Source organism: Nocardiopsis ganjiahuensis DSM 45031 (assembly GCF_000341085.1).
Lineage (GTDB): Bacteria > Actinomycetota > Actinomycetes > Streptosporangiales > Streptosporangiaceae > Nocardiopsis > Nocardiopsis ganjiahuensis.
In genome coordinates this window covers 61578-85032 of the sequence record NZ_ANBA01000031.1, presented here as the reverse complement: position 1 = coordinate 85032, position 23455 = coordinate 61578, and the positions used below count along the sequence as shown (strand labels likewise).

Below are 23455 nucleotides of genomic sequence, written 5' to 3'. Positions count from 1 at the left end.
CCTTGTATTCCCCCGGTGGGGGATTTCAGGTCACCAGGCCGTGCCGGTAGGCGTACACCACCGCCTGGACGCGGTCGCGCAGGCCGAGTTTGGCCAGGATGCGCGAGACGAAGGTCTTCACGGTCTCCTGGCTGATGAACAGGCTCGACGCGATCTCGCTGTTGGACAGTCCGGTGGCGATCAGGCCGAGGACCTCCAGTTCGCGCGGGGTGAGGGGGGTGTCGACAGCAGGGGAGCCGGTGGGACGGATCCGGGCGGCGAACTTCCCCACGAGCTGGCGGGTGACCTCGGGGTCCAGCAGCGCCGCACCGGAGGCCACGGTGCGGATGCCGTGCAGCAGCTGCGCGGGGGGAGCGTCCTTGAGCAGGAAACCGCTGGCCCCCGCGCGCAGGGCCTCGTAGACGTACTCGTCGAGGTTGAACGTCGTGACCACCAGAACCCTGACGGGGCGGTCCACGCCGGCGCCGGCCAGGCGCCGTGTGGCCTCGATCCCGTCGAGTACGGGCATGCGCACGTCCATCACGACGACGTCGGGGCGCAACCGCTCGGCGAGCTCGACCGCGGCCCGGCCGTCCCCGCACTCACCGGCGACCTCCATGTCGGGCTGGGCGCCGATGATGGTGACCAGGCCGGTGCGGATCAGTACCTGGTCGTCGCAGACCAGGACCCGGATCGGTGCGCTCATACCCGGCTGCCCGCCGGGGCGCGGGCGGGGATGCGCGCGTGCACGGTGAAACCACCGTCGTCGTGCCGGCCGGCGCTGAACTCGCCGCCCAGGACCTCGACGCGTTCGCGCAGGCCGGCCAGCCCGCGTCCGCTGCCGCCGGGGGAGACCCCGGTGGGGCCGGGGCGGTCGGTGCTCACATTCACGGTGATCTCCTCGGGGCGGTGGCGCACGCGCACCGTGGTCCGGCTGCCGTGCGCGTACTTGAGGGCGTTGGTCAGCGATTCCTGCACGACGCGGTGCGCGACGAGGTCGGCGCTGCCGCGCGAGGCGGCCGGCACCCCCTCCTCGCTGAACTCCACCGGCTGCCCGGCCCGGCGGGTGCGCTCCACCACGGTGTGCAGCCCCTCCTCGGGCCCGGGAACGGGTGCGGTGTTGTCGGGGTTGAGCACGTCGAGCAGGTGGCGCAGGTCGCTGATGGCCCGCCGACCGGTGTCGGTGACCGTGGTCAGGGTCGAGTCGAGCCGTTCGGGGTCGGCGGTCAGGTAGCGGGCCGCCTCGGTCTGCACGACCATCGCGGTCACGTGGTGGGTCACGACGTCGTGGAGCTCGGCGGCGATGCGGGCCCGTTCGGCGGCGCGGGTGTCCGCGGCGAGGCGGCGGCGGTGTTCGGCCTCGGCGACGCGGGTGGAGCGCCACCATGATCCGATCCCCCAGGCGAAGGCCAGCGCCGCGAAGAACGTCACCCAGTCGACCGGGGTCTCACCCGTCCCGAGCCGGGTCAGCATCAGGGCCAGCACCACGAAGACCGCCGAGCCCACCGCCATGGCGGTGCGCCGGAACCGGTCCAGGTGGGCGCCGGCGCTCACCAGCGCAACGGGCAGGGCGGCGCCCGCGACCAGGTGGTAGCCGTGCAGCTGGTCCAGGGCGAAGCCGACCGTCACCAGGGCGAGGGTCAGGCCCGGCCACCGTCGCCGCCCGGCCAGCGGCAGGCACTGCAGGATCAGCGCGACGGCGCCGAGGGTGTCGAAGGGGCGGTTGGGCACACCGCCGACCTGGGTCCCGTAGCCGTGAAGCGCGGGGACGAGGGAGACGGTCAGGAAGAGCAGGGCCAGTGGCAGGTCCCGGACGGTGACGTCGAGCCGTTGCCAGAGAGGGGGGAGACGCTGGAGCCAGGTCACTGGGGAAGTGTAGTGGGCGGCGGCCGGGAGGCTGCCAGGAGAACCGGCCCCTGTCCCCCGTGCGAGCTACGCGCAGGTGTCCACCGCGAGGTGACGACCTCCGGCCGCCGGGTCCGTAGCGTTCTCCCCAGCCCTCGCCCCCTCTCGACGCACAGCCTGGAGACCCCCATGATCCGCCCCGTCCGGACGACCGCCCTGACCACCCTGTGCTGCGCCGTGGCGGGCACGCTCGTCGGGTGCGGTGTGTTCTCCGAGGTGGGATCGGACCTGGAGTCCGCCGCCGAGGAGGTGCGGTCCGACCTGGAGACCGCCGCTGAGGAGGTGGTGACCGACGGCGAGCTGTTCACCGGGACGAAGGCACTCGACGTCGACGGCGCCTCCGTGCACCTCTCCTGCTCCGGGACCCCGGCGGACGGGCGGCCGGTCATCGTCCTGATGGCCGGGATGGGAGACGGCCTGGACACCATGGCCGACCTCCAGGAGACCCTGGCCGAGGGCGAGCGGGTCTGCTCCTACGACCGGTTGGGCGAGGGCGGAAGCGACCGGCCGGACGGCCTCCGGAGCGTCGCCGACAGCGGGGAGACGCTCACCGCGGTCCTCGACGACGTCGCCCCTGACGGGCCGGTCGTCCTGGTCGGCCACTCGCTGGGCGGCCTCGTCGCCGCCCGCTACGCGCCCGACCACGACAGGGTCGCGGGGCTGGTCCTGCTGGACGCCACGTCGCCGACGATGCCGGACGACATCACCGACGTGATCCCGGAGTCGGCCACCGGCGAGGGCGCCGAGGTCCGTGCGCAGAACCTCGCGGTGTTCGAGGGGGAGAACCCGGAGAACCTCGTCATCGAGAGCGACCCGCGGGTCCGCTCGGCCGGGGACATTCCGACCGAGGTCGTCCGGCACGGGGTCCCCTACCTGGGTGAGATCGCCGAGTACGGCGACGACCTGGAGCGGGTGTGGGCCGAGGGCTAGGAGAAGTGGCTGGCGGTCTCCGCCAACAGCCGGCTCGGTATCGCCGAGGAGAGCGGTCACTACATCCACGTCGACCAGCCCGAGATCGCCGTCGAGGCCGTCCGCCGAGTCACGGACCAGGCCGCGGCCTGAGCCCCGGGCTCCGGCCGGATCCGCACAAACGCACGTCAAAGTCTCGTTCCGCTGTTCCCCACCGCGGTGTGTCCGGCCCGCGGGCGGGGTGCTCCGGGGCATAGGTGTGTCGGGTAGGGCCCGGTGACCTGAGCCACGGACCAGGCGCCCCGCGGTATGGGAACTTTGTGACATATGTGTCCTATGAGACGAGGCAGTTTGTGACCAGCGAACTTGGGCAAAAGGGCCCCGTGAATCAGAGCTACGAATCCCTGCCCTCCGTGCCGTACCTGTCCGAACCGGGCGCGGCCACGGCCACCAGCCTGTACATCGACGGCCAATGGCGGGCGGCACAGAACGGACGCGTCCGGGAGATCCTGGACCCCGCTGACGCCTCGGTCCTGACCATCGTGAGCGAGGGCGGCAGAGCCGACACGGAGGACGCCATCGCCGCCGCGCGCCGCGCCTTCGACAAGGGCGAGTGGCGCAGCACCCCGGCCGGGGACCGCGGGCGCATCCTCGACCGGATCGCCGACCTGCTCCAGCGCGACCGCGAGGAGATCGCGGTCATGGAGTCGCTGGACACCGGCAAGACCGTCGAGGAGGGCGGGATCGACGTCGACGACGTCACCAACGTCTTCCGCTACTACGCCGGCCTGGCCGACAAGGACGCGGGCCGACTCGTGTCCGCGCCCGAGGGCGTCCACAGCAAGGTCGTCTACGAGCCGGTCGGCGTCTGCGGCATGATCACGCCGTGGAACTACCCGCTGCTCCAACTGGCCTGGAAGATGGCCCCGGCCATCGCGGCGGGCAACACCATGGTGATCAAGCCGAGCGAGGTCACCCCGGTGACCACCGCCAAGCTGGTCGAGCTCACCACCGAGGCGGGCGTCCCCGCGGGCGTGGTCAACCTGGTCCTGGGCAGCGGCCCCGACGCGGGCGCGCCCCTGTCCGAGCACCCCGACGTCGACCTGGTCTCCTTCACCGGCGGCCTGGTCACCGGCCGGCGGATCATGGCGGCCGCCTCGGAGACGGTCAAGAAGATCGCCCTGGAGCTGGGCGGCAAGAACCCGAACATCATCTTCCCCGACGTGGACCTGGACACGGCCGTGGACTACGCGCTCAGCGCCGCGTTCTTCCACTCCGGCCAGGTGTGTTCGGCCGGTGCGCGACTCATCGTGCACAACGACATCCACGACGCCTTCACCACCGAACTCGCCCGCCGCGCCGAGGCCGTCCGGATCGGCCGCGGCCAGGACGAGGGCGTTCGCTGCGGGCCCCTGGTGTCGGCCGAGCACCGCGCCAAGGTCGAGCAGGCCGTGGCGCGCGGTGTCGAGGAGGGCGCCAGGATCATCGCGGGCGGCAAGCGCCCCGAGGACCCGGAGCTCCAGGACGGCTACTTCTACCGCCCCACCGTGTTCGTGGACTGCGACCGGTCCATGGACATCGTGCAGACCGAGGTGTTCGGCCCGGTCGTGACCGTCGAGCGCTTCGAGACCGAGGAGCAGGCGGTCGAGCTGGGCAACGACACCGACTACGGGCTCTCCGGCGGTGTCTGGACCGACGACACCGCCCGCGGCGAGCGCGTGGCCGCGGCCCTGCGCCACGGCACGGTGTGGATCAACGACTACGGCCCCTACTTCCCGGGCGCCGAGTGGGGCGGCTTCGGCCGCAGCGGCGTCGGCCGCGAGCTCGGCCCGTCCGGGCTGGACGAGTACCGCGAGGCCAAGCACATCTACCGGAACCTGTCGCCGGAGCCCCAGCGCTGGTTCGGCTAGCCGCTCTTCCGGGTCACCCGTCGGCGCGGTTCCGTCCTCCGTGCCGACGGGTGCCCCCCTCAACATCAGAAACGAGAGGATTCGGGCCGTGCCCATGCACGAGACCACCTACGACTACGTCATCGTCGGCGGAGGCACCGCGGGATCGGTGATCGCCAACCGGCTCACCGAGGACCCCGGCACCACCGTCTGCGTCATCGAGGGCGGACCCGACGACCGGGACCACGAGAACGTGCTCCGGCTCCGCGACTGGTTGAGCGTCCTCGACAGCGACCTCGACTACGGGTACACCACCACCGAGCAGCCCAACGGCAACTCGCACATCCTGCACTCGCGCGCCCGGGTGCTCGGCGGCTGCTCCTCGCACAACACGCTGATCAGCTTCCGGCCGTTCGCCGAGGACCTGGACGAGTGGGTCGCGGCGGGCGCCGAGGGCTGGGACAACGCCACCGTGCAGTCCTACGCCGACCGGATCAAGTGCAACATCGTCCCGATCGCCGAGAAGGACCGCAACGCGATGGTCAAGGACTGGGTGTCCTCGGCCTCCGAGGCGACCGGGGTCCCGGTCATCGAGGACTTCAACGCCCTGACCTCCCACGGCGGCGGGTTCGCCGACGGCACGGGCTTCCTGTCCATCGCCTACGACCCCTACACCGGCTACCGCTCCTCCGCCTCGGTGGCCTACCTGCACCCGATCATGGGCGTGCGGAAGAACCTCACCGTGCTGCTGGAGACCTGGGCCGGTCAGATCCTCTTCGACGGTGACCGCGCCACCGGCGTGAGCGCCACGACGAAGGACGGCGAGCGGATCACCGTCAACGCCCGCCGTGAGGTCGTCCTCGCCGCCGGCGCCGTCGACAGCCCCCGCCTGCTGATGCTGTCCGGCGTCGGCAACGCCGAGGAGCTGGGTGCGATCGGCGTCGAGAGCCGCCACGACCTGCCGGGCGTGGGAGAGAACCTCCAGGACCACCCCGAGTCGATCATCATGTGGGAGACCAACGAGCGGGTTCCCGAGGAGACCGTGATGGACTCCGACGCGGCTCTGTTCGTGCGGCGCGACAAGAGCGATCCCCGCCCGGACCTGATGTTCCACATCTACCAGATCCCCTTCGACGACAACACGAAGCGACTGGGCTACGACTCGCCCGAGGACGGTTACGCGGTCTGTATGACCCCGAACATCCCCCGGTCCCGAGGGCGCGGCAAGCTCTACCTGACCAGCAGCGACCCCGAGGCGCAGCCCGCCCTGGACTTCCGTTACTTCACCGACCCCGAGGGGTACGACGAGAAGACCATCGTGGACGGGCTGAAGATCGCTCGCGAGGTCGCCGCGACCGAGCCGTTCAAGTCGTGGCTCAAGCGCGAGGTCGCCCCCGGTCCGCAGGTCCGGACGGACGAGGAGCTGTCCGAGTACGGCCGCCGTGCCGCGCACACCGTCTACCACCCGGCCGGTACCTGCAGGATGGGCGCCGCCGACGACGACGCGGCCGTGGTCGACCCCCGCCTGAGGGTGCGCGGGCTGCGCGGCCTCCGGGTCGCCGACGCCTCGGTCTTCCCGACGCTGCCCACACCCAACCCGATGGTCATGGTCCTCGCCCTGGGCGAGCGCGCCGCGGACCTGATCCGCCAGGACCGCGCCGCGGACCCGGCGGCGGACAAGAAGGAGAACCGATGAGCACCCAGGCCACCGAGGCGGCCCCGCCCCAGGGCTCCCCCGACGTGACCTTCTCCGTCCGCAACCTGTGGAAGATCTTCGGCAGGAACGCCGACAGCGTCATCGGCACCGACCTCGAACGGGCCGACCGGGACCTCATCAAGGAGCGGACCGGCTGCACCGTGGCGGTGCGCGACGTCTCCTTCGACGTGCGGCCGGGAGAGATCTTCGTGGTCATGGGCCTGTCCGGGTCCGGCAAGTCCACGCTGATCCGGTGCCTGACCCGGCTGATCGAACCGACCTCCGGGTCGGTGCTGCTCGACGGCGAGGACATCGAGGAGGCCGGCGACCAGCGCCTGCGCGAGCTGCGCAGGCACAAGATCGCCATGGTCTTCCAGCACTTCGGGCTCCTGCCCAACCGCAAGATCATCGACAACGTCGCCTACGGGCTGGAGGTGCGCGGGATGTCGCGCGCCGAACGCCACGCGCGGGCCATGGAGATGATCGACATGGTCGGCCTGTCCGGCTACGAGAACGCCCGCCCCGGTGAACTCTCCGGCGGTATGCAGCAGCGCGTGGGCCTGGCCCGCGCCCTGGCGGTGGACCCGCAGGTCCTGCTGTTCGACGAACCGTTCAGCGCCCTGGACCCGCTGATCCGCCGGGACATGCAGAACGAGGTCGTCCGACTCCAGCGCGAGCTGAACAAGACGGCGGTCTTCATCACCCACGACCTCCAGGAGGCGCTCAAGCTGGGCGACCGCATCGCCATCATGCGCGACGGCGAGCTCGTCCAGGTCGGCACCCCCGAGGAGGTCGTCGGCCGACCGGCCAACGCCTACGTCGCCGACTTCACCTCCGACGTCGCCCGCACCACCGTGCTCACGGCGCGGTGGCTGGTCCGCGACCCCTTCCCCGACGAGCGCACCGACGGTCCGACCACCGAACCGGGCACCGTCCTGGCCCAGATCCTGCCGATGCTCGCCGCGAGCACCGCCCCGGTCCGGGTCGTGGAGGGCGACACCCTCCTCGGCTACGTGGGCCGCGACGACGTGCTCCGCGCCATCGCCGAGGACCAGTTGGAGGGCGCCGACCAGGTGGCCGCCATCGAGGAGGAGACCGTCGAGGAGATCTCCGACGAGGCCACCGACCACGCCGGCCCGGCGCCGGCCGGGGACGGTGGGTGACATGGCCGCGATGACCCGACCCGCCGGTGCCGCGGGCACCGGTGCGAGGAATCCGGGGGGATCGGGCGACTCCGGCGGCCTGCTGCGCAACACGTGGCTCCAGGCCCTGGCCGCGGTCGCGGTGCTGGTCGCGGGCTACTGGGCGGCCCGCTTGCTGGGCAACCCGGCCTGGGCCGGGAGCTTCCCGACCAACGCCGGCGACAGCTTCATGGCCTGGCTCGACGGGGTCTACGCGTGGATCGTCGCCAACCGCAACGACAGTCCGCTGTTCCTGTACTTCTTCAACTACATCTCGGTGGGACTGGGATCGGCCGTCGTGCTGATCAACCAGTTCCTCGACTTCCTCACCTGGGCCGGCGTGACCGTCCTCGGCGTGCTCGCCGCCTGGCGGATCGCCGGATGGCGGGTCGCGCTGCTGGTGCTCGCCGCCTTCGGGGTGTTCGCGCTCACCGGGCTGTGGAACGAGTCGATGACGACGCTGTCGCTCATCATCACCTCGGTCTTCATGGCCCTGCTGTTCGGCATCCCGATGGGTGTCCTCGCCGGGCGCAGCGAACGATTCTACCGGGGCATCCGCCCGGTGCTGGACTTCATGCAGATCATGCCGGCCTTCGCCTACCTGCTGCCGTTCGTGCTGCTGTTCGGTATCGGCAACCCGGCGGCTGCCGTGGTGACCGCGGTCTACGCGTTCCCGCCGGTCGTGCGGATCACCGCGCTGGGGATCCGCGAGGTGAACAAGGGCGCGATCGAGGCGACCACCTCGCTGGGATCGACCCCGTGGCAGATCCTCACCAAGGTTCAGCTGCCGCTGGCCAAACGCACCATCCTGCTGGGTGTCAACCAGACCATCATGCTCGCGGTCTCGATGGTCGTGATCGCGTCGGTGATCGGCGCGGGCGGTCTCGGTGACGCCATCTACCAGGCGCTGTCCAAGATCAACGTGGGCCAGGCCTTCCAGGCCGGTCTGGCGATCGTCATGCTGGCGATCGCCATGGACCGGGTGACCGGAGCCGTCGGCCACGGCGCGCACACTCCGCGGATCCGGGAGAGCCGGCGGATGCCGCTGCTGGCCGGCGGACTCGCACTGGTCATCCTGGTCACCGCGGTCGGCCGCCTGCTCGACCTGGGCGGCTGGCCGCGAGAGCTGTCCGTCCGGCTCGACATCCCGATCAACGCGGCCGACGACGCGATCCAGGCGACCATCGGCGGGGCGACCGCGGCACTGGGGGAGTGGACGCAGAGCGAGATCCTGAGTCCGCTGAACCACCTGCTCACCGGCTCCCCGTGGTGGCTGGTGGTGCTGGTCGCCGCGGCGCTCGGCGGGATCTTCTCCGGCTGGCGCACCGCGCTGGTCTCCGCGGTCTCCTTCGTCGCGATCGGTCTGCTGGGCGTGTGGTCCAACGCCATGGACACCCTGTCGCAGGTGCTGGTCGCCACCGTGCTGACCATCGCGCTGGGCGTGGTGATCGGCGTCCTGATGTCCCGCAGCGACGTGTTCGCGGCGATCCTGCGGCCGGTTCTGGACTTCATGCAGACCCTGCCGCCGTTCGTGTACCTGATCCCGGCGGTGGCGCTGCTCGGTCTGGGGCCCGTTCCGGCCCTGGCCGCGGCGGTGATCTTCGCGCTGCCCCCGGTGATCAGGCTGGTCAACGACGGCATCCGCGGTGTTCCGGCGGGCACGATCGAGGCCGCCGTGTCACAGGGCTCCACCAGGTGGCAGCTGCTCACCAAGGTGGAGCTGCCCATGGCCGTGGGCTCTCTGCGGCTGGCGGTCAACCAGGGCATCATCCTGGTGCTGTCCATGGTGGTCATGGGCGCGCTGGTGGGCGCGGGCGCGCTCGGCAACGATGTGGTGCTCGGCCTCGCCCAGAACGAGCTGGGGCTGGGTATCGCCTCCGGTCTGGCGATCGTCTTCCTCGGCCTGTTCCTGGACCGCGTGACGCAGGGAAGGAGGGCACCCCGTGCCTAGTTTTCTGAGAAGTGACACCCTGCTCCGGCTGTTCGCGGTGGGACTGGCCCTGGTGATGGTGAGCTCCTGCGCGGTGCGCACCGACCAGATCGCCCGTGACCCCAACACCGTGCGGATCGCGGTCAACGGCTGGGTGGGCTACGAGGCCAGCGCCGAGGTGCTGGCCCACATCCTCCGTGAGGAGATGGGGTACGAGGTCCAGCTGGTCCGAGTGGACGAGCAGCCGTCCTGGCAGGCCCTGGACCAGGGCGTCCTGGACATGATCGTGGAGAACTGGGGCCACGAGGACCTGTTCGAGCTGTACGGCCCCGAGGGCAACGGCACCGCCGTCGACGGCGGGCCGACCGGCAACGAGGGCGTGATCGGCTGGTACGTCCCCGCCTACGTGGCGGACGAGTACCCGGAGATCACCACCCTGGAGGGGCTGAAGGAGAACACCGACCTCTTCCGGACCTCCCAGACCGGTGACAAGGGAGAGTTCCTCGCGGGCGCGCCCGGGTTCGTCAGCCAGGACCAGGGGATGATCAACGCCTTCGACCTGGACCTGGAGATGGTCTACGCGGGTTCCGAGGCGGCGCAGATCACCGAGGTCCGGCGCAGGGCCGCCAACGAGGAGCCGGTGCTCTTCTACTTCTACGACCCGCAGTGGTTCCAGGAGGAGATCGACCTGGTCAAGGTCGACTTCCCGGAGTACTACGACGGCTGTGACGCCGACCTGGAGTACGTGGACTGCGACTACCCGGTCTACGACCTGAACAAGATCTTCAGGGCCGGCTTCGTGGAGAACGACGACCACGCCTACCGGTTCCTGGACAACTGGAGGTGGACCAACGCCGACCAGAACGAGGTCGCCGCGATGATCGCCGACGAGGGCATGGACCCGTCGGATGCCGCGGAGGCCTGGGTGGGCGAGAATCGCGACATCTGGCAGGAGTGGCTCCCCGAGGGCTACGAGGACCGCATCTGAGTGCTCGGATGCGAGCAGGGGCGGGACCCGCGGGGGTTCCGCCCTTTCGCTTGCACGCGAAAACCCCGGGTCGGGGGCAGGAAGACCGACCCGGGGCTGATTGACCACCCAAGAACCACGGGCGATCACTGAGGGTCACTCTATCCGTGATCACCGCAACGGGGGACGGTTTTCAGGATTCCCGGTACCCCCGCGTCCGCGCTCAGTGGCGGGGCCGCTCGTAGTGGAGACGGCGGCTCACCCAGTACACGTTCACGCAGGACGCCACGAACCCGAGGCCCAGCACCACGACCAGCCAGGTCTCGTCGGTCCAGACCATGGCGGCCGCCGTGCCCAGTAGGAGCACCAGCGCCCCGAACAGGGCCAGGACCACCCGGAACCCCAGGGCGCTCGCCGGACGGTCGTGACTCCCGAGCGCCCCTTTCAACCTGCCGCGTCTGGCACGTTCCATGCTCAACACCTCCCTGACCCCACTCCTACCCCGGCCCGCCGCGTCCAACAGAACGGGGATGTGAGAAGGGGCGCCCCCTTCGTTCCACGTCCGCGGGGCGGTCAGCGGGACGGTGGACGGCCGCCTCCTGACGGCGCCCCGCGGAGAGGGACAACGGTCTCCCCAGGGTGCGCTCCCATTTTTCGGCCCAGGAGTTGAGGGAGGGGAAGGCGCCTTTCACCGTCCCCTTGTCGAGATGTCCGTGCCCTCCCAGGAAATGACCGGAGTAGCGTTCGGGATGCTCCTGTTTCCAGAACTCGCTGGCCCTCCTGACCAGTGCGGTACTGCTGATGTTGAGGTCGGCATCGCCGAGCCACTCGCGCAGGCGCCGGCGGGCTTCCGGGAGGTGTTCCAGCTCGGACTCGGTCGGCAGCGTCTTGTGGAGCCCGGGGAAGTAATCGGCCCCGCTCACCTTGAGCCGGACGTCGACCTGGGACGGTTGCGCCCCGTCGTGTCCGAGGGCCTCCAACATCTCCCCCGCGGAAGCGCTGATAGAGCTCGGGCGTCGTCCCCATGGGTGCCTCACCGGTGGCCAGCCACCTGACCTGGACCGGTTGGATACCGAGGAAGTCGAGGTCCCGTTTGGTGACGGTGTATCCGGAGTCGTCGCGCGGCCACCAGTCCGGGAACCTCTCCTTCCCGGCGAGGGCGCGCATCAGGTGCGCGTCGAGCGGGTTGCCGGGATCGAGCCGGCCGGTGATCTCCATCGGCCGCCACTGCGAATCGGCGGTCCGCAGCACGGCGAAGCGCTGCTGCTCCGCCTCGCCGGCGACTCCGGGCCCCGGCTCGTTCTCCCGGGCGGAGCTCCGGACAAAACCGATAGCAGCGCTGCGCTCAGGGCGTCCCTGTCGTAGCCGAGCTCCATGTCCACGTTCGCCCGGGTGGACGGACTCAACTCCTGCTGCTGTGCGCCCGTGAGGCCGAACACCTCCTTCGTCGCCTCCTGAAGCGCGAGCGCACGGACGTTGTCACCGCCACCGTGTGACCAGGCGCCCAGCACCTCGCGCACGGAGATCCGCCTCCCAGGGCCTTCGCCTGGTCGCCGTCCAACGGATGGACGTTCTCCGGGGACCGTCGCCCGCCCTGTCGTTCAGCGGTCCCGGAGGAAGTTCTCGGCCTGGAAGCGCAGCGCCTCGGGGGCGGCTGCCCAGGCGGGGGTGCGCATGATCTCGCGCAGTTTGACCTTCTTGACCTCCCTGGGGGCGTCCTCGCGCAGTCCCAGGTGCGGCCACAACTGTTCGAGGGTCTCGTGGGGCGGGTCCCAGGAGACGCCGATCGCGCTCTCGGGGGTGCCGTACGGAGCCGGTGGAACGACGAAGACCTCGTCAGCGGTGGCGGCGGGGACGACATCCAGGATGTGGAGTCCGAACTGTTCGGCGAGGCCTCGGAAGAGGACCCGGTGGTTCTCGACCGTTTCGTCCGAAGGCGGTCCCCCCTGCTTGTCGTAGAACAGGGCGAGTATCCAGCCGGACTCCCCTGTGGTGGCCAGGTCCAGGACCAGTTGGTTTCCGCTGTCGGTGGTGAAGGAGCGGTGCGCGACGCTCATCGCGGCCCCGGGACCCTCGGTACGGGGGGACTCGTCGAGCTGGAGAGAACTGAGCAACTGCTGGTGCTGGTCGTCTGTCAGGCTCCCCTGGGAGAGCATCCGGAGCGCGGGCACGAGCCTCATGGCCGGGGTCTTCCTTCCTCGGTGTTCAGCCGAACGGGACGGTGTTCGGTCCGTGGAGCGGGATGGTGGAGTGTGGGTCTCGGTTCGGGGTCAAGCAGAAGTATGGAACACACGCCCGTGCCGGGCCAGCGTCAGTACGGCCCTACAGGTGGTGTTCGTGCGGTTTCCTCCCCTTGGCACGGTGAGCACGGGCCGCCAGGCCCTTCCTGACCTTTTCCCTGCTCGGCTTCGGCTCCGGTCCCGGGTCGCTCACGGCATCGCGCGCATGCTTCCCGTCCATCGTGGAGGCCCGTTCCCTCGCCTCGCAGGTCGGGGAACAGCCCTTCGGGCGGCGCCGTGCAGGGGAGGGGCTGTCCCGCCTTGTTCTCGTCCTGGCTGCTGCCGAAGGGGCCTTCGGGGTCGAACAGGATCTGCATGTGGTGGTCCGCGTGGTCCCGCCACCAGACGCTCATCCCCGTGGCGGGGTCCAGCCTCAGGTGCTCCCAGGAACGCCACAGACTCTCCAACCGGGAGATGGCCTCGGCCGAACACCACCACTCGGCGGCCCATCTGCGGCTGCCGCGAGGGCCGACCTTGCGCCGGTGGATCGGCACGATCACCTCGCGCACGAACCCGTCCACCGAACCGAAGTACAGTTCGGGCCCGTCGGCTTCCACAGCACGGTGCCGTCCGTGAGGGAACGCGCGGTGAATTCCGATGCGAGGAGTTCGATCCGTGCGTCGTTCGTGAGCTGGTAGACCCCTGAGGCGGGCAGATGCTGGGTCGTACCCCCCGGTCCCAGGGTCGGGTTGTTGACGAACCGACTGTGCCTGTTCTCTTCGATCTCCTGCTCTCCGACGATCTCTCCGGCCGCGGTCAGGGCTGTCTCCGGGCGTCGGTACCGCCAAGTGGGTTCGCCGGTGACACCGTCCAGTGCGATGACACCGTCATCGAGTTGGACGGCGACACCCGAAGGAATCGGGCGGACCGCGGCGACCTCGGCATCCTCCGGCGGAGCCCACTCCCAGGCCGAGCCGGAGGCGGTTCGGGCAAGGGGATGTTCGTCAAGGGGGCCAGTGGTGACGTGGTCGGCGCCTTGAGCGTCCCACCAGAACAGGCCCCCGGCGGCGATCACGGTCAGGGCGGCCCCAGCTGAGCCGATGGCCGTCCAGGGGCGCTTCCGGGAAGAAGACGCGTCGCCGGAGCTCTGTGTTGCGGGCATACTGCTTCCTCTGTGCCTGGTCACGTCTTTCGAACGAGCGACCCGGAAGCGATCCTCGGTCCGGCGCGCGAACCGGTGGATCGCTCACGGGCCAGTCGAAAAGGGTGTCGCGAGGTCACCGGGCACACGGAAGAGGGGACGCCCCCGTCCGGGAACGTCCCCTCTCGCTGAAGGCTTCGGGTCCTACACGCCGTCCATCAGGGCGGGCAGGGCCGCCTCGTAAGCGGTGCGCAGTTCCTCCAGGCCGATCTCCACCACGCCGTTCGCGTGGGTCACGGACAGGCTCTCGCCGCCCACGGAACCGATCTGGGTGACGGGCACGCCGTGCTGATCGGCCAGCGCGACGAACGCCTCCTCCTGGCCCGGACCGACCGCGACGATCGCGCGGGCGCCGGACTCGCTGAACAGCGCCGTGAAGGCGTCGCCGTCCACCTCGACGCGCAGACCCCTGCCGCCGCGCAGGGCGGACTCGGCCAGGGCGACGGCCAGGCCGCCGTCCGAGAGGTCGTGCGCGGCGACGGCCAGCCCCTGCTCGGCGGAGCCCGCGAGGACCTCGCCGAGGGCGGCCTCGGCGGTCAGGTCGACCTGCGGCGGCAGACCGCCCAGGTGGCCGTGGACCACGTCGGCCCAGGCGGAGCCGCTGAACTCGGCGCGGGTCTCACCCAGCAGGAACACACGGGCGCCGTCGGTGTCGAAACCGGAGCGCAGGCGGGTGTTGACGTCGTCGATCACGCCGAGCACACCGATGACCGGGGTCGGGTTGATCGGCACGTCACCGGTCTGGTTGTAGAAGCTGACGTTGCCGCCGGTCACCGGGGTGCCGAGCTGCTGGCAGGCGTCGGCCAGGCCGCGGGTGGTCTCCGCGAACTGCCACATGACCCCGGGGTCCTCGGGGGAGCCGAAGTTGAGGCAGTTGGTGACCGCGAGCGGACGGGCGCCGGTGGCGGAGACGTTCCGGAAGGCCTCGGCGTAGGCCAGCTGGGTGCCCGTGTACGGGTCCAGGAGGGTGAACCGGCCGTTGCCGTCGGTGGCCAGGGCCACCCCGCGGTCGGAGTCCTCGGAGATCCGGATCATGCCGGAGTCGTGCGGGGCGGACACGACCGTGTCGCCGCGCACGTAGCTGTCGTACTGCTGGGTGACCCAGGTCGGGTCGCCGATGCCGGGCGCCCCCAGGACCTTCAGGAGCTGTTCGCGCAGCTCGGCGTCGCCCTCGGGGCGGGCCAGCTTCGCGGCGTCGTCGGCCTGCAGGGCGTCCTGGGACTCCGGGCGGGCGTAGGGGCGCTCGTAGACCGGCCCCTCGTCGGAGGCGGTCCGCGGCGGCATGTCCACCACGGTCTCGCCGTGCCAGGTCATCACCAGGCGGCCGCCGCGCTCGGCCTCCTCGGGGGTCACCTCGGTGACCTCGCCGATCTCGGCGGCGAGGATGCCCCACTTGTCGCAGATCGCGAGGAAGTCGGCCATCTTGGCGGGCTCGACGATCGCCATCATGCGCTCCTGCGACTCACTCATGAGGATCTCCTCGGGAGTGAGCCGGTGGTCGCGCAGCGGGACCCGGTCCAGCTGGATGTTCATGCCGCCGGTGCCGCCCGCGGCGAGTTCGGTGGTGGCACAGGAGACACCCGCCGCACCGAGGTCCTGGATACCGACGACCATGTCCTTGGCGTACAGCTCCAGGCTGCACTCGATGAGCAGCTTCTCCATGAACGGGTCGCCGACCTGGACGCTGGGCCGCTTGGACTCCAACTCGTCGTCGAAGGAGGCGCTGGCCAGGACGGAGGCGCCGCCGATGCCGTCGGGGCCGGTGGTGGAACCGAACAGCACCACCTTGTTGCCCGGGCCGGGGGCCTGGGCGAGCTTGATGTCCTCGTGCTTGAGCACACCCACGCACAGGGCGTTGACCAGCGGGTTGCCGAGGTAGCTCTGGTCGAAGCCGATCTCGCCGCCGATGTTGGGCAGACCGAGGCAGTTGCCGTAGAAGGAGATGCCGGAGGTCACGCCGGGCAGCATCCGCTTGGTGTCGTCGGCGTCGGCCGGGCCGAAGCGCAGCGCGTCCATCACTGCCACGGGGCGGGCGCCCATGGTGAGGATGTCGCGGACGATGCCGCCCACACCGGTGGCCGCACCCTGGTGGGGCTCGACGAAGGACGGGCTGTTGTGCGACTCGATCTTGAACGTGACGGCGTTGCCGTCGCCGACGTCCACGACGCCCGCGTTCTCGCCCATGCCCACGAGCAGGGCGTCGTTCTCCGGGGCCTTCTCGCCGAACTGGCGCAGGTGCACCTTGGAGGACTTGTAGGAGCAGTGCTCGCTCCACATCACCGAGTAGATGGCCAGCTCGGCGGCGGTGGGACGGCGGCCGAGGATCTCGCGGACCCGCTCGTACTCGTCCTTGGCCATGCCCAGTTCGGCGTACGGCTGGGGTGTGTCGGGACTGCCGGTCGCCGTGGCGACGGTGTCGAGACCGGGTGCTTCAGACATGCGGTGGTTCCGTTCGGGTGTCGCGGAGTTGCGCGGAGAGTGGAGGCCGAGCCTTGGCTGTGTCCGCCGCCCGGCACCGGATCAGTAGGCGGGCATGCCCGCGTTGCCGAGCATCAGCACCGGCAGGGCGTCGGCCCCGGGGGCCGTGGAGTCGGCCACCAGGGTCGTGCCGTCGGTGAGGACGGACTCCGAGAGCGCGACGTCGTCGGCGGACTCCGCGTCCGGCGGGAGCTCCTGCTCCCAGCCGTTGGCCAGCAGGTGCTCGTACACCGCCTCCACGGACTCCTCTGCGTCGCCGTCGAGCTCCTCGCCGTCCTCGCCCGCGATGACGATCAGCCGGAAGCACTGCCCCTGGGCGCAGTGGGCCTCGTCCTGGTCCACGTAGGTGAACCCGGACGGGGGACTGCCCAGCGCGCCGACCTCCGGCGGGGGGTCGGGCTGGTCGCCCTGCTGCCCCTGCCCCGGCTGGCCCTGCTGACCCTCCGGGGAGGTGGCGGCGGGGGGCGCGTTGAACGACTGGAAGAGGCCGATGGCCCCGGAGACCACAAGGCCGACCACGACCAGCCCCACCAGTACGTACATCGTTCTCCGGGAGCGCAGCAGCGCCATCATCGCGAGGATCGTCCCCCTGTCGGGTGCGTCGGGCCGGTGTTCGTCAGGCGTGGGCCGGGGCGCCGGCCGCCAGGTGGCTGAGGATCGAGGTGAAGAAGCCCAGGCCCTCGGTGGAGGGTCCGGTCAGCGCCTCGACGGCGTGCTCGGGGTGCGGCATCAGGCCGACCACGTTGCCGTGCTCGTTGGTGATGCCGGCGATGTCGCGGCGCGAGCCGTTGGGGTTGCCCCCGACGTAGCGGGCGATGACCCGGCCCTCGGCCTCGAGGCGGTCCAGGGTCTCCTCGTCGGCGACGTAGCTGCCCTCGCCGCTCTTGAGGACGACCAGGATCTCCTGGCCCTCGGTGTAGCCGTTGGTCCACGCGGTCCGGGCGTTCTCCACCCGCAGGACCTGGTCGCGGTTGACGAACCGCAGCGAGGAGTTGCGGGTGAGCGCACCGGGAAGCAGGTGGCTCTCGCACAGGATCTGGAAACCGTTGCAGATGCCCAGGACCGGCAGGGCGCCCGAACGCGCCGCCGGGACCAGTTCGGACATCAACGGGGCGAACCGGGCGATGGCGCCGCAGCGGAGGTAGTCCCCGTAGGAGAAGCCGCCGGGCAGAACCACGGCGTCCACCCCCTTGAGGTCGGCGTCCGCGTGCCAGAGCGCGACGGGTTCGGCACCCGCCAGGGAGACCGCGCGAGCGGCGTCCTTGTCGTCAAGGGACCCTGGGAAGGTGACGACGCCCACACGGGCTGTCATGAGCACACTCCGAGTTTGTTGTTCGACGGGGAGAAGTCGGTGCCTGGCCCTGTCACGGGGCGGCGCGCCCTACACCCGCAGCGTACCCGCTCACCTGTAGTCGGGTACGACGCTCACCCCCTTCGAGGAGGGGTGGGCTGTGTGATCCTCCCAGGGAAGGCCCGCAGGGAGGGGGTGCGGGTGTGTGACTCGACAGGTCCCGTGGCGTGCGTCACGGAGGCCCGGGCCCGAGTCGGACCCCCGACGGGCTCACAGGAGCGCGAACCGTACGGGGCTGTGCCTTCGGGAGTCGGACCCGCTGCCGGCGGGATCGCAGGTGGTGACGCGCTTTCGCAGGATGACGCTGGTTCGGGGCTCACCGCTGAAGTCGACCTCGTCCATGAGGTAGCGCATCAGCAGAATGCCCCTGCCCGATTCCGCTTCCAGACCCGGGAGGGGCGTGTGTTCCGAGGTGAACCTCTGGACGAGCGCCGCGGTGTCGGGCGCCCGTCCGGTATGGGAGATCTGTAGTTCGCACCAGCCCGGTGCGAGCTCGACCTCGACCTCGTAGTCGGGGGAGGGGCCCCCGTGTTCGACGGCGTTGGCACAGGCTTCGGACGAGGCCAGGAGTATGTCGTCGACACACGCCGGGCACAGGCCGGAACGGCGGAGAATCGCGCCGAGAACGTCGCGTACGACGGCGACCGTGTACGCCTGCCTGGGGAGGGAGATCGAGAAAACGGTGTCCATCCGTGTACCTCTCGTGCTCCGTGTCGGTTACCAGCTCGGCACGTTAGGAACCCTTCCCGAGGCCGCTCCGGGTAAAACGAACAGCCGCGCCCCCAAGGGACGCGGCTGATAAATCCGGACACTTCCGGCGTGCGGAGCGCCGGTTGCCCGGCGGGGGGATCAGGCGGGACGGACCTCGAAGTTCTCGATCACGGTGTTGGCGAGCAGGGTCTCGGCCAGACGGCGGACGTCGGCGAGCTTGGCCTCGTCCACCTCGCCCTCGACCTCGACCTCGAACCGCTTGCCCTGGCGGACCTGTTCGATCCCCTCGAAGCCGAGGCGGGAGCAGGCACCGGCGATGGCCTGGCCCTGGGGGTCCAGGATCTCGGGCTTGAGCATGACGTCAACCACGACGCGGGCCACAGGTCCTCCACAGGAAAAATGGGTATGCCACTGGTCCGCCGTTCGAAGGGCGCCTCGTCTGGACGCGCCTGGCGGGCGTCGCCAGCGTATGACACCCGGGGGCGCGGACGCGTCCTGGCCAGGTGCCACGCAGGGCGTTTACCTCATCCTTGCCGGGGCAGGTGATGGTTTCGGTACGTTCGTGACCCGTATCACTGCAATTGATGTCATCATTGGGAGCGTGATTCTGCGTCTAACAGTGTGGAAGTGATCGTTCGGTCGTCCCGAGGGGGAATCTTGACGACTCTCGAAAAGGATCAGACCTCCACGACCGGTGGGACCCGCGACGAGGACCAGACACTGGACTTCGCCACCGCGGTGACACCGTTCGCAGACCAGCTTTATCCGACGGCCCTGCGGATGACCCGCAATCCGGCCGACGCAGAAGACCTCGTTCAGGAGACGTTCGCCAAGGCCTTCGCCAATTTCCACCAGTTCAGAGCCGGTACCAACCTGCGGGCCTGGCTGTACCGAATCTTGACCAATACTTTTATCAACAGCTATCGGAAGAAGCAGCGGGAACCGCGTCAGGAGACCACTGACGAGATCAAGGACTGGCAGCTCGCCGCCGCGGAGACGCACACGTCGTCCGGCATGCGCTCGGCCGAGACCGAGGTCCTGGACCACCTGCCCGACTCCGACATCAAGCAGGCCCTCGCCCGGCTCCCGGAGGAGTTCCAGGAGGTCATCTACCTCGTGGACATCGAGGGCTACGCCTACAAGGAGGTCGCCGCCCGCATGGGGACGCCTCTGGGAACGGTGATGTCCCGGCTGCACCGGGCCCGCCGCCAGCTCCGCGAGATGCTCGCCGACTACGGTCGCGACCGCGGAATGCGAGTCCCCGCGCCCGGGGCCCGGACCACGTCCGGATAACGCGGGGGCGGAAACCGCCCGGGACGTGTCCGGCGGGTACGCCGGAAGAGGCACGGCGCGCTCCCGGGGAATCGGGAGAGAGCCGTCTCGTACGCGGCGCACCGTGAATCCGTACGGACCGACGACGCTTCAACGGAAAACGCACCGGCAGTGACCCCGTGTCGACGCCGGTGCTTTCGCCGTGCCCGGAAACCTTTGTCCGCTCCCGGTGGCCGGGGCCGGATCAGGCCGTTTCGGGGAAGGGCTCCGAAGCGGTGCGGGGCGGTTCCGAGTGCCGGGTCCGGAACCACACCACGGCCGTGATCACGACGAGGATCACACAGGGCAGGAGCATGACCGGCGAGCCGACACCCGCCGACCGGTCCATTCCCTCGGCGAGGTCGGTGTGCGTGGCGAGCACGAGCAGGAAGGCGACCGTGTTGTTGACCGCGTGGATGACCACCGCCAGCTCCAGGCCCCCGGTCCGCCACGAGATGAGCGCCAGGGTGGCGCCGAAGACGAAGTAGTAGAGGTTCAGCCACGGATCGAACGCGATGTGCGCCACCATGAACAGCAGGCTCGACACCACGACGCCCAGGATGAGCGCCGCCCGCGGTCCGCGCCCCCAGCTCGCGGCGACCCGGAAGGCCAACCCGCGGAAGCCGTACTCCTCACCGGCCGACTGCAGCGGCGTCACCAGCATCACCACGGCGAACATGAGCACGAGGTCGCTGTACAGCCAGTCCGTCTGCTCGTAGGGCGACAGGAAGGTGAAGACGGTCATGTAGACCACCCAGATCGGCAGGATGACCAGGAGTGACCGGCCGAACACCTCCGGGCGGAAGAGTGACAGGACCGAGTGCAGGGAAGCACCCTTCACCCCGTAGAGCCACCGCTGGATCAGCATGCTCCACGGCATGAGCAGGGCGAGCCCGAGCAGGCCCGCCGCCTGGTTCACGGGGGTGATCTCGAACTCGCCCGCGAATATGTTGCCCCGGCCGGTCGCCGCGTCGATCGCGAAGCCGATGATCGTGAACGCGAACGCGAAGACGAGCATTCCGCCCATGAGCAGCACCAGCGCGGCGATGCCCCGCCAGATCTGACGTTTGTCCGTGGTGAGGACCTCGTGGTACTCCCGGCCGGGAGGGACCGGACGCGGACCGCGGCGGCGCTGCGCGGCCGCTCGGGGCGGGACGGGCGGCACGGGCGGGTGGACCGGCGGAGGGGTCGTCGGGGAGTGCGTTTCCGGGGGGTGCTGGCCGTCGCTGTTCATGCCTCGAACCTAAGTCAGGGGCCCGGGCGTCCGGCAGACGCACGAATCACCGGTCGGCGATGCGATCCGCACGGCCCGGGCGATGACAGATGTCATCCGCCCGTCCGCCGACGCTCCGATCCCCGTTGCGGACACGTTGCCACAAAGTAGTTGGAAGACCTTGTAAAAGCTAGGAAGCCCTGGTAGTTGCGCTCTCGGCAGGGTTCGGGATCATGGGTCGAGCAGGTGAAAAGGTGCCGCTGGGGGCTTGCGCTCTCCATAGTGAGGTCTGTCACGATATGGGGAGGGCTGTCCGCGACCACCCAACACCCCGGGTGGACGGACCGTGATCCGGCCGATCAGCGTTCACCCACGCGAAGTCGGCCCCGAGAACCCGAGGAGCGACGTGTCGGACATCGCCGCGCACGAGGAACCGGAGCTCATTCAGCTCCTTACACCGGAAGGGGAGCTCACCGAGCACCCCGACTACCCCCTGGACGTCACCGCGGAGGAGATCCGCGCGCTCTACCGAGACCTGGTTCTGGTTCGCCGGGTCGACAGCGAGGCGATCACCCTGCAGCGCCAGGGCGAGCTGGGCCTGTGGGTCTCGCTGCTGGGTCAGGAGGCCGCCCAGATCGGCTCCGGACGCGCACTCCACGAAGGCGACATGGCCTTCCCCTCCTACCGTGAGCACGGCGTCGCCTGGTGCCGCGGCATCCAGCCCAAGGAACTGCTCAGCATGTTCCGCGGGGCCAGCAACGGAGGCTGGGACCCGCACGAGCACGGCTTCCACCTGTACACGATCGTCATCGGCAGCCAGGCGCTGCACGCCACCGGCTACGCCATGGGCGTCCAGCGCGACGGCGCGGTCGGTGAGGACGGCACCGCCGTCATCTCCTACTTCGGGGACGGGGCCACCAGCCAGGGCGACACCAACGAGGCGTTCAACTTCGCCTCGGTGAACAACGCCCCCGTGGTCTTCTTCTGCCAGAACAACCAGTGGGCCATCTCCGAGCCGCTGGAGCGCCAGTCCCGCGTGCCGATCTACAAGCGCGCGGCCGGCTTCGGCTTCCCGGGCGTACGCGTGGACGGCAACGACGTCCTCGCCTGCCTCGCGGTCACCCGCGCCGCCCTGGACAACGCGCGCACCGGGAACGGCCCCACGCTGATCGAGGCGTTCACCTACCGGATGGGCGCCCACACCACCAACGACGACCCCACCCGGTACCGGGACAAGGGCGAGCTCGACGAGTGGAAGGCCAAGGACCCGATCCTGCGCGTGCGCCGGTACCTGGAGGCCAGCGGCCTGGCCGACGAGGCCTTCTTCGCCGCGATCGAGGAGGAGGCCGACGAGGTCGGCGAGACGGTGCGCACCCAGTGCCGCAACATGCCCGACCCCGAGCCGCTGGACATCTTCCACGAGGTCTACGCCGAACCCAACGTCCACATCGACCGGCAGCGGGCCGAGTTCGCCGACTACCTGTCCTCCTTCGAGGGTGCGGGCGCGGAAGGGGGCCGCTAGGCCATGGGAACCAACCTCACTATCGGCAAGGCCATCAACGCGGGCCTGCGCGCCGCCATGGAACACGACCCCAAGGTCCTGATGATGGGCGAGGACGTCGGCAAGCTCGGCGGCGTCTTCCGGGTCACCGACGGCCTCTACAAGGACTTCGGCGCCGACCGGGTCATCGACACCCCGCTGGCCGAGTCCGGCATCGTCGGCACCGCCATCGGTATGGCCATGCGCGGCTACCGCCCCGTGGTGGAGATCCAGTTCGACGGGTTCTTCTTCCCCGCCGCGAACCAGACCTTCACCCAGCTGGCCAAGATGCGCCGCCGCTCGGCGGGCAAGCTCGCCATGCCGGTCGTCATGCGCATCCCCTACGGCGGCGGCATCGGCGCGGTGGAGCACCACAGCGAGTCGCCGGAGGCCTACTTCCAGCACACCGCGGGCCTGCGCGTGGTCACCGTCGCCAACCCGGAGGACGCCTACTGGATGATCCAGCAGGCGATCCGCTCCGACGACCCGGTCATCTTCCTGGAGCCCAAGCGGCGCTACTACGAGAAGACCGAGGTCGACACCGGGGCCTCCATCGACGAGGTCACCCCGATGGGCGCGGCCCGCGTCGCGCGCTCCGGCACCGACTGCACGCTGCTGGCCTACGGTCCGATGATCAAGACCGCCCTCCAGGCGGCCGAGGCCGACACCGACCACTCCATCGAGGTCGTCGACCTGCGCTCGCTCTCCCCGATCGACTACCCGACCATCACGGAGTCGGTGAAGCGCACGGGCCGCCTCGTCGTGGCGCACGAGGCCACCCTCACCGGCGGCCCCGGCGCGGAGATCGCCGCCCGGGTCACCGAGGAGTGCTTCTACCACCTGGAGTCGCCGGTCATCCGCGTGGCGGCCTTCGACACCCCGTACCCGCAGTCCAGGCTCGAGGAGCACTACCTGCCGGACCTGGACCGTGTCCTGGACGGCGTCGACCGGGCGTTCGCGTACTAGATCGGGGAA

The 23455-nt window shown here is 70.0% G+C and carries 22 protein-coding genes; 9 read left to right on the top strand and 13 right to left on the bottom strand.

Annotated elements, in window-relative coordinates; translation table 11 throughout:
* Positions 1-25 precede the first annotated feature (25 nt).
* Together D458_RS0131135 and D458_RS0131130 are read right to left on the bottom strand one after the other, a co-directional pair.
* Positions 26-685, bottom strand: a complete 660-nt coding sequence (locus D458_RS0131135; protein WP_017590634.1) for a response regulator — start codon at positions 683-685, stop codon at positions 26-28.
* Entirely contained in the window at positions 682-1845 is a 1164-nt protein-coding gene (locus D458_RS0131130) for a sensor histidine kinase (protein ID WP_017590633.1), read from the bottom strand. The genes D458_RS0131135 and D458_RS0131130 overlap by 4 nt, the downstream gene beginning before the upstream one ends.
* A 168-nt stretch (positions 1846-2013) precedes the next feature.
* Between D458_RS0131130 and D458_RS38045 the strand changes: the two genes are divergently transcribed.
* The 6 genes from D458_RS38045 (at position 2014) to D458_RS0131100 (ending at position 10477) form a co-directional block, all read left to right on the top strand.
* A complete protein-coding gene (locus D458_RS38045; RefSeq protein ID WP_017590632.1) occupies positions 2014-2814 on the top strand; it encodes an alpha/beta fold hydrolase in 801 nt (266 codons plus the stop codon).
* A gap of 362 nt (positions 2815-3176) precedes the next feature.
* The gene (locus D458_RS0131120; RefSeq protein ID WP_026119859.1) at positions 3177-4703 is read left to right on the top strand and encodes an aldehyde dehydrogenase family protein; all 1527 of its coding nucleotides are present in this window, start codon (positions 3177-3179) and stop codon (positions 4701-4703) included.
* Positions 4704-4797: 94 nt separating this feature from the next.
* Positions 4798-6378: a GMC family oxidoreductase gene (locus tag D458_RS0131115; protein WP_017590630.1), complete on the top strand. Its 1581-nt coding sequence runs from the start codon at positions 4798-4800 to the stop codon at positions 6376-6378.
* Positions 6375-7541 (top strand): quaternary amine ABC transporter ATP-binding protein, encoded by a 1167-nt coding sequence (locus D458_RS0131110; RefSeq protein ID WP_017590629.1) that lies wholly within the window; start codon positions 6375-6377, stop codon positions 7539-7541. The genes D458_RS0131115 and D458_RS0131110 overlap by 4 nt, the downstream gene beginning before the upstream one ends.
* Before the next feature lies 1 nt (position 7542).
* The gene (locus D458_RS0131105; protein WP_040703001.1) at positions 7543-9510 is read left to right on the top strand and encodes an ABC transporter permease; all 1968 of its coding nucleotides are present in this window, start codon (positions 7543-7545) and stop codon (positions 9508-9510) included.
* Complete coding sequence (locus D458_RS0131100) at positions 9503-10477, top strand: ABC transporter substrate-binding protein (protein ID WP_017590627.1); 975 nt, start codon at positions 9503-9505, stop codon at positions 10475-10477. Before D458_RS0131105 ends, D458_RS0131100 begins: the two co-directional genes overlap by 8 nt.
* Before the next feature lie 202 nt (positions 10478-10679).
* On the opposite strand, the gene D458_RS0131095 is transcribed toward D458_RS0131100, so the two are convergent.
* The 10 genes from D458_RS0131095 to purS all read right to left on the bottom strand — a co-directional run bounded on the left by D458_RS0131095 (position 10680) and on the right by purS (position 18797).
* Positions 10680-10928, bottom strand: a complete 249-nt coding sequence (locus D458_RS0131095; protein WP_026119858.1) for a hypothetical protein — start codon at positions 10926-10928, stop codon at positions 10680-10682.
* A gap of 25 nt (positions 10929-10953) precedes the next feature.
* Complete coding sequence (locus D458_RS0131090) at positions 10954-11439, bottom strand: hypothetical protein (RefSeq protein ID WP_017590625.1); 486 nt, start codon at positions 11437-11439, stop codon at positions 10954-10956.
* Between the two features lie 618 nt (positions 11440-12057).
* Positions 12058-12636 carry a hypothetical protein gene (locus tag D458_RS37290; RefSeq protein WP_017590624.1) on the bottom strand — a complete coding sequence of 193 codons (579 nt, stop codon included), beginning with the start codon at positions 12634-12636 and terminating at the stop codon, positions 12058-12060.
* A gap of 131 nt (positions 12637-12767) precedes the next feature.
* The gene (locus D458_RS35960) at positions 12768-13229 is read right to left on the bottom strand and encodes a DUF4913 domain-containing protein (protein ID WP_239648115.1); all 462 of its coding nucleotides are present in this window, start codon (positions 13227-13229) and stop codon (positions 12768-12770) included.
* Positions 13230-13231: 2 nt separating this feature from the next.
* Positions 13232-13837 (bottom strand): hypothetical protein, encoded by a 606-nt coding sequence (locus D458_RS0131080; RefSeq protein ID WP_152521297.1) that lies wholly within the window; start codon positions 13835-13837, stop codon positions 13232-13234.
* A gap of 183 nt (positions 13838-14020) precedes the next feature.
* Positions 14021-16315 (bottom strand): phosphoribosylformylglycinamidine synthase subunit PurL, encoded by a 2295-nt coding sequence (purL, locus tag D458_RS34605; protein WP_017590622.1) that lies wholly within the window; start codon positions 16313-16315, stop codon positions 14021-14023.
* An 81-nt stretch (positions 16316-16396) separates the two neighbouring features.
* The gene (locus tag D458_RS0131070; protein WP_017590621.1) at positions 16397-16927 is read right to left on the bottom strand and encodes a hypothetical protein; all 531 of its coding nucleotides are present in this window, start codon (positions 16925-16927) and stop codon (positions 16397-16399) included.
* 43 nt (positions 16928-16970) lie between these two features.
* Positions 16971-17666 carry a phosphoribosylformylglycinamidine synthase subunit PurQ gene (gene purQ / locus D458_RS0131065; protein ID WP_017590620.1) on the bottom strand — a complete coding sequence of 232 codons (696 nt, stop codon included), beginning with the start codon at positions 17664-17666 and terminating at the stop codon, positions 16971-16973.
* A 249-nt stretch (positions 17667-17915) separates the two neighbouring features.
* On the bottom strand, positions 17916-18395 hold the full coding sequence (locus tag D458_RS0131060) for an ATP-binding protein (protein ID WP_017590619.1): 480 nt from the start codon (positions 18393-18395) through the stop codon (positions 17916-17918).
* A gap of 159 nt (positions 18396-18554) precedes the next feature.
* Positions 18555-18797 carry a phosphoribosylformylglycinamidine synthase subunit PurS gene (gene purS / locus D458_RS0131055; protein ID WP_017590618.1) on the bottom strand — a complete coding sequence of 81 codons (243 nt, stop codon included), beginning with the start codon at positions 18795-18797 and terminating at the stop codon, positions 18555-18557.
* Positions 18798-19073: 276 nt separating this feature from the next.
* Between purS and D458_RS0131050 the strand changes: the two genes are divergently transcribed.
* Entirely contained in the window at positions 19074-19709 is a 636-nt protein-coding gene (locus tag D458_RS0131050) for a sigma-70 family RNA polymerase sigma factor (protein ID WP_017590617.1), read from the top strand.
* A gap of 223 nt (positions 19710-19932) precedes the next feature.
* Here D458_RS0131050 and D458_RS0131045 read toward each other — a convergent pair whose 3' ends face one another.
* Complete coding sequence (locus D458_RS0131045) at positions 19933-20961, bottom strand: CPBP family intramembrane glutamic endopeptidase (protein WP_017590616.1); 1029 nt, start codon at positions 20959-20961, stop codon at positions 19933-19935.
* A gap of 385 nt (positions 20962-21346) precedes the next feature.
* On the opposite strand from D458_RS0131045, the gene pdhA reads away from it, so the two are divergent.
* Positions 21347-22462, top strand: coding sequence for a pyruvate dehydrogenase (acetyl-transferring) E1 component subunit alpha (pdhA, locus tag D458_RS0131040; RefSeq protein ID WP_017590615.1), 1116 nt, complete (start codon positions 21347-21349; stop codon positions 22460-22462).
* A gap of 3 nt (positions 22463-22465) precedes the next feature.
* Positions 22466-23446: an alpha-ketoacid dehydrogenase subunit beta gene (locus D458_RS0131035; RefSeq protein ID WP_017590614.1), complete on the top strand. Its 981-nt coding sequence runs from the start codon at positions 22466-22468 to the stop codon at positions 23444-23446.
* Positions 23447-23455: the final 9 nt, after the last annotated feature.

Bases quoted from the DNA above. Each gene is read 5' to 3' on its own strand.
- D458_RS0131135 (WP_017590634.1), bottom strand. From the start codon at position 685: ATGAGCGCACCGATCCGGGTCCTGGTCTGCGACGACCAGGTACTGATC.
- D458_RS38045 (WP_017590632.1), top strand. From the start codon at position 2,014: ATGATCCGCCCCGTCCGGACGACCGCCCTGACCACCCTGTGCTGCGCC.
- D458_RS0131115 (WP_017590630.1), top strand. From the start codon at position 4,798: ATGCACGAGACCACCTACGACTACGTCATCGTCGGCGGAGGCACCGCG.
- D458_RS0131110 (WP_017590629.1), top strand. From the start codon at position 6,375: ATGAGCACCCAGGCCACCGAGGCGGCCCCGCCCCAGGGCTCCCCCGAC.
- D458_RS0131105 (WP_040703001.1), top strand. From the start codon at position 7,543: ATGGCCGCGATGACCCGACCCGCCGGTGCCGCGGGCACCGGTGCGAGG.
- D458_RS0131095 (WP_026119858.1), bottom strand. From the start codon at position 10,928: ATGGAACGTGCCAGACGCGGCAGGTTGAAAGGGGCGCTCGGGAGTCAC.
- D458_RS0131090 (WP_017590625.1), bottom strand. From the start codon at position 11,439: ATGTTGGAGGCCCTCGGACACGACGGGGCGCAACCGTCCCAGGTCGAC.
- D458_RS37290 (WP_017590624.1), bottom strand. From the start codon at position 12,636: ATGAGGCTCGTGCCCGCGCTCCGGATGCTCTCCCAGGGGAGCCTGACA.
- D458_RS0131080 (WP_152521297.1), bottom strand. From the start codon at position 13,837: ATGCCCGCAACACAGAGCTCCGGCGACGCGTCTTCTTCCCGGAAGCGC.
- purL (WP_017590622.1), bottom strand. From the start codon at position 16,315: ATGTCTGAAGCACCCGGTCTCGACACCGTCGCCACGGCGACCGGCAGT.
- D458_RS0131070 (WP_017590621.1), bottom strand. From the start codon at position 16,927: ATGATGGCGCTGCTGCGCTCCCGGAGAACGATGTACGTACTGGTGGGG.
- purQ (WP_017590620.1), bottom strand. From the start codon at position 17,666: ATGACAGCCCGTGTGGGCGTCGTCACCTTCCCAGGGTCCCTTGACGAC.
- D458_RS0131060 (WP_017590619.1), bottom strand. From the start codon at position 18,395: ATGGACACCGTTTTCTCGATCTCCCTCCCCAGGCAGGCGTACACGGTC.
- D458_RS0131045 (WP_017590616.1), bottom strand. From the start codon at position 20,961: ATGAACAGCGACGGCCAGCACCCCCCGGAAACGCACTCCCCGACGACC.
- D458_RS0131035 (WP_017590614.1), top strand. From the start codon at position 22,466: ATGGGAACCAACCTCACTATCGGCAAGGCCATCAACGCGGGCCTGCGC.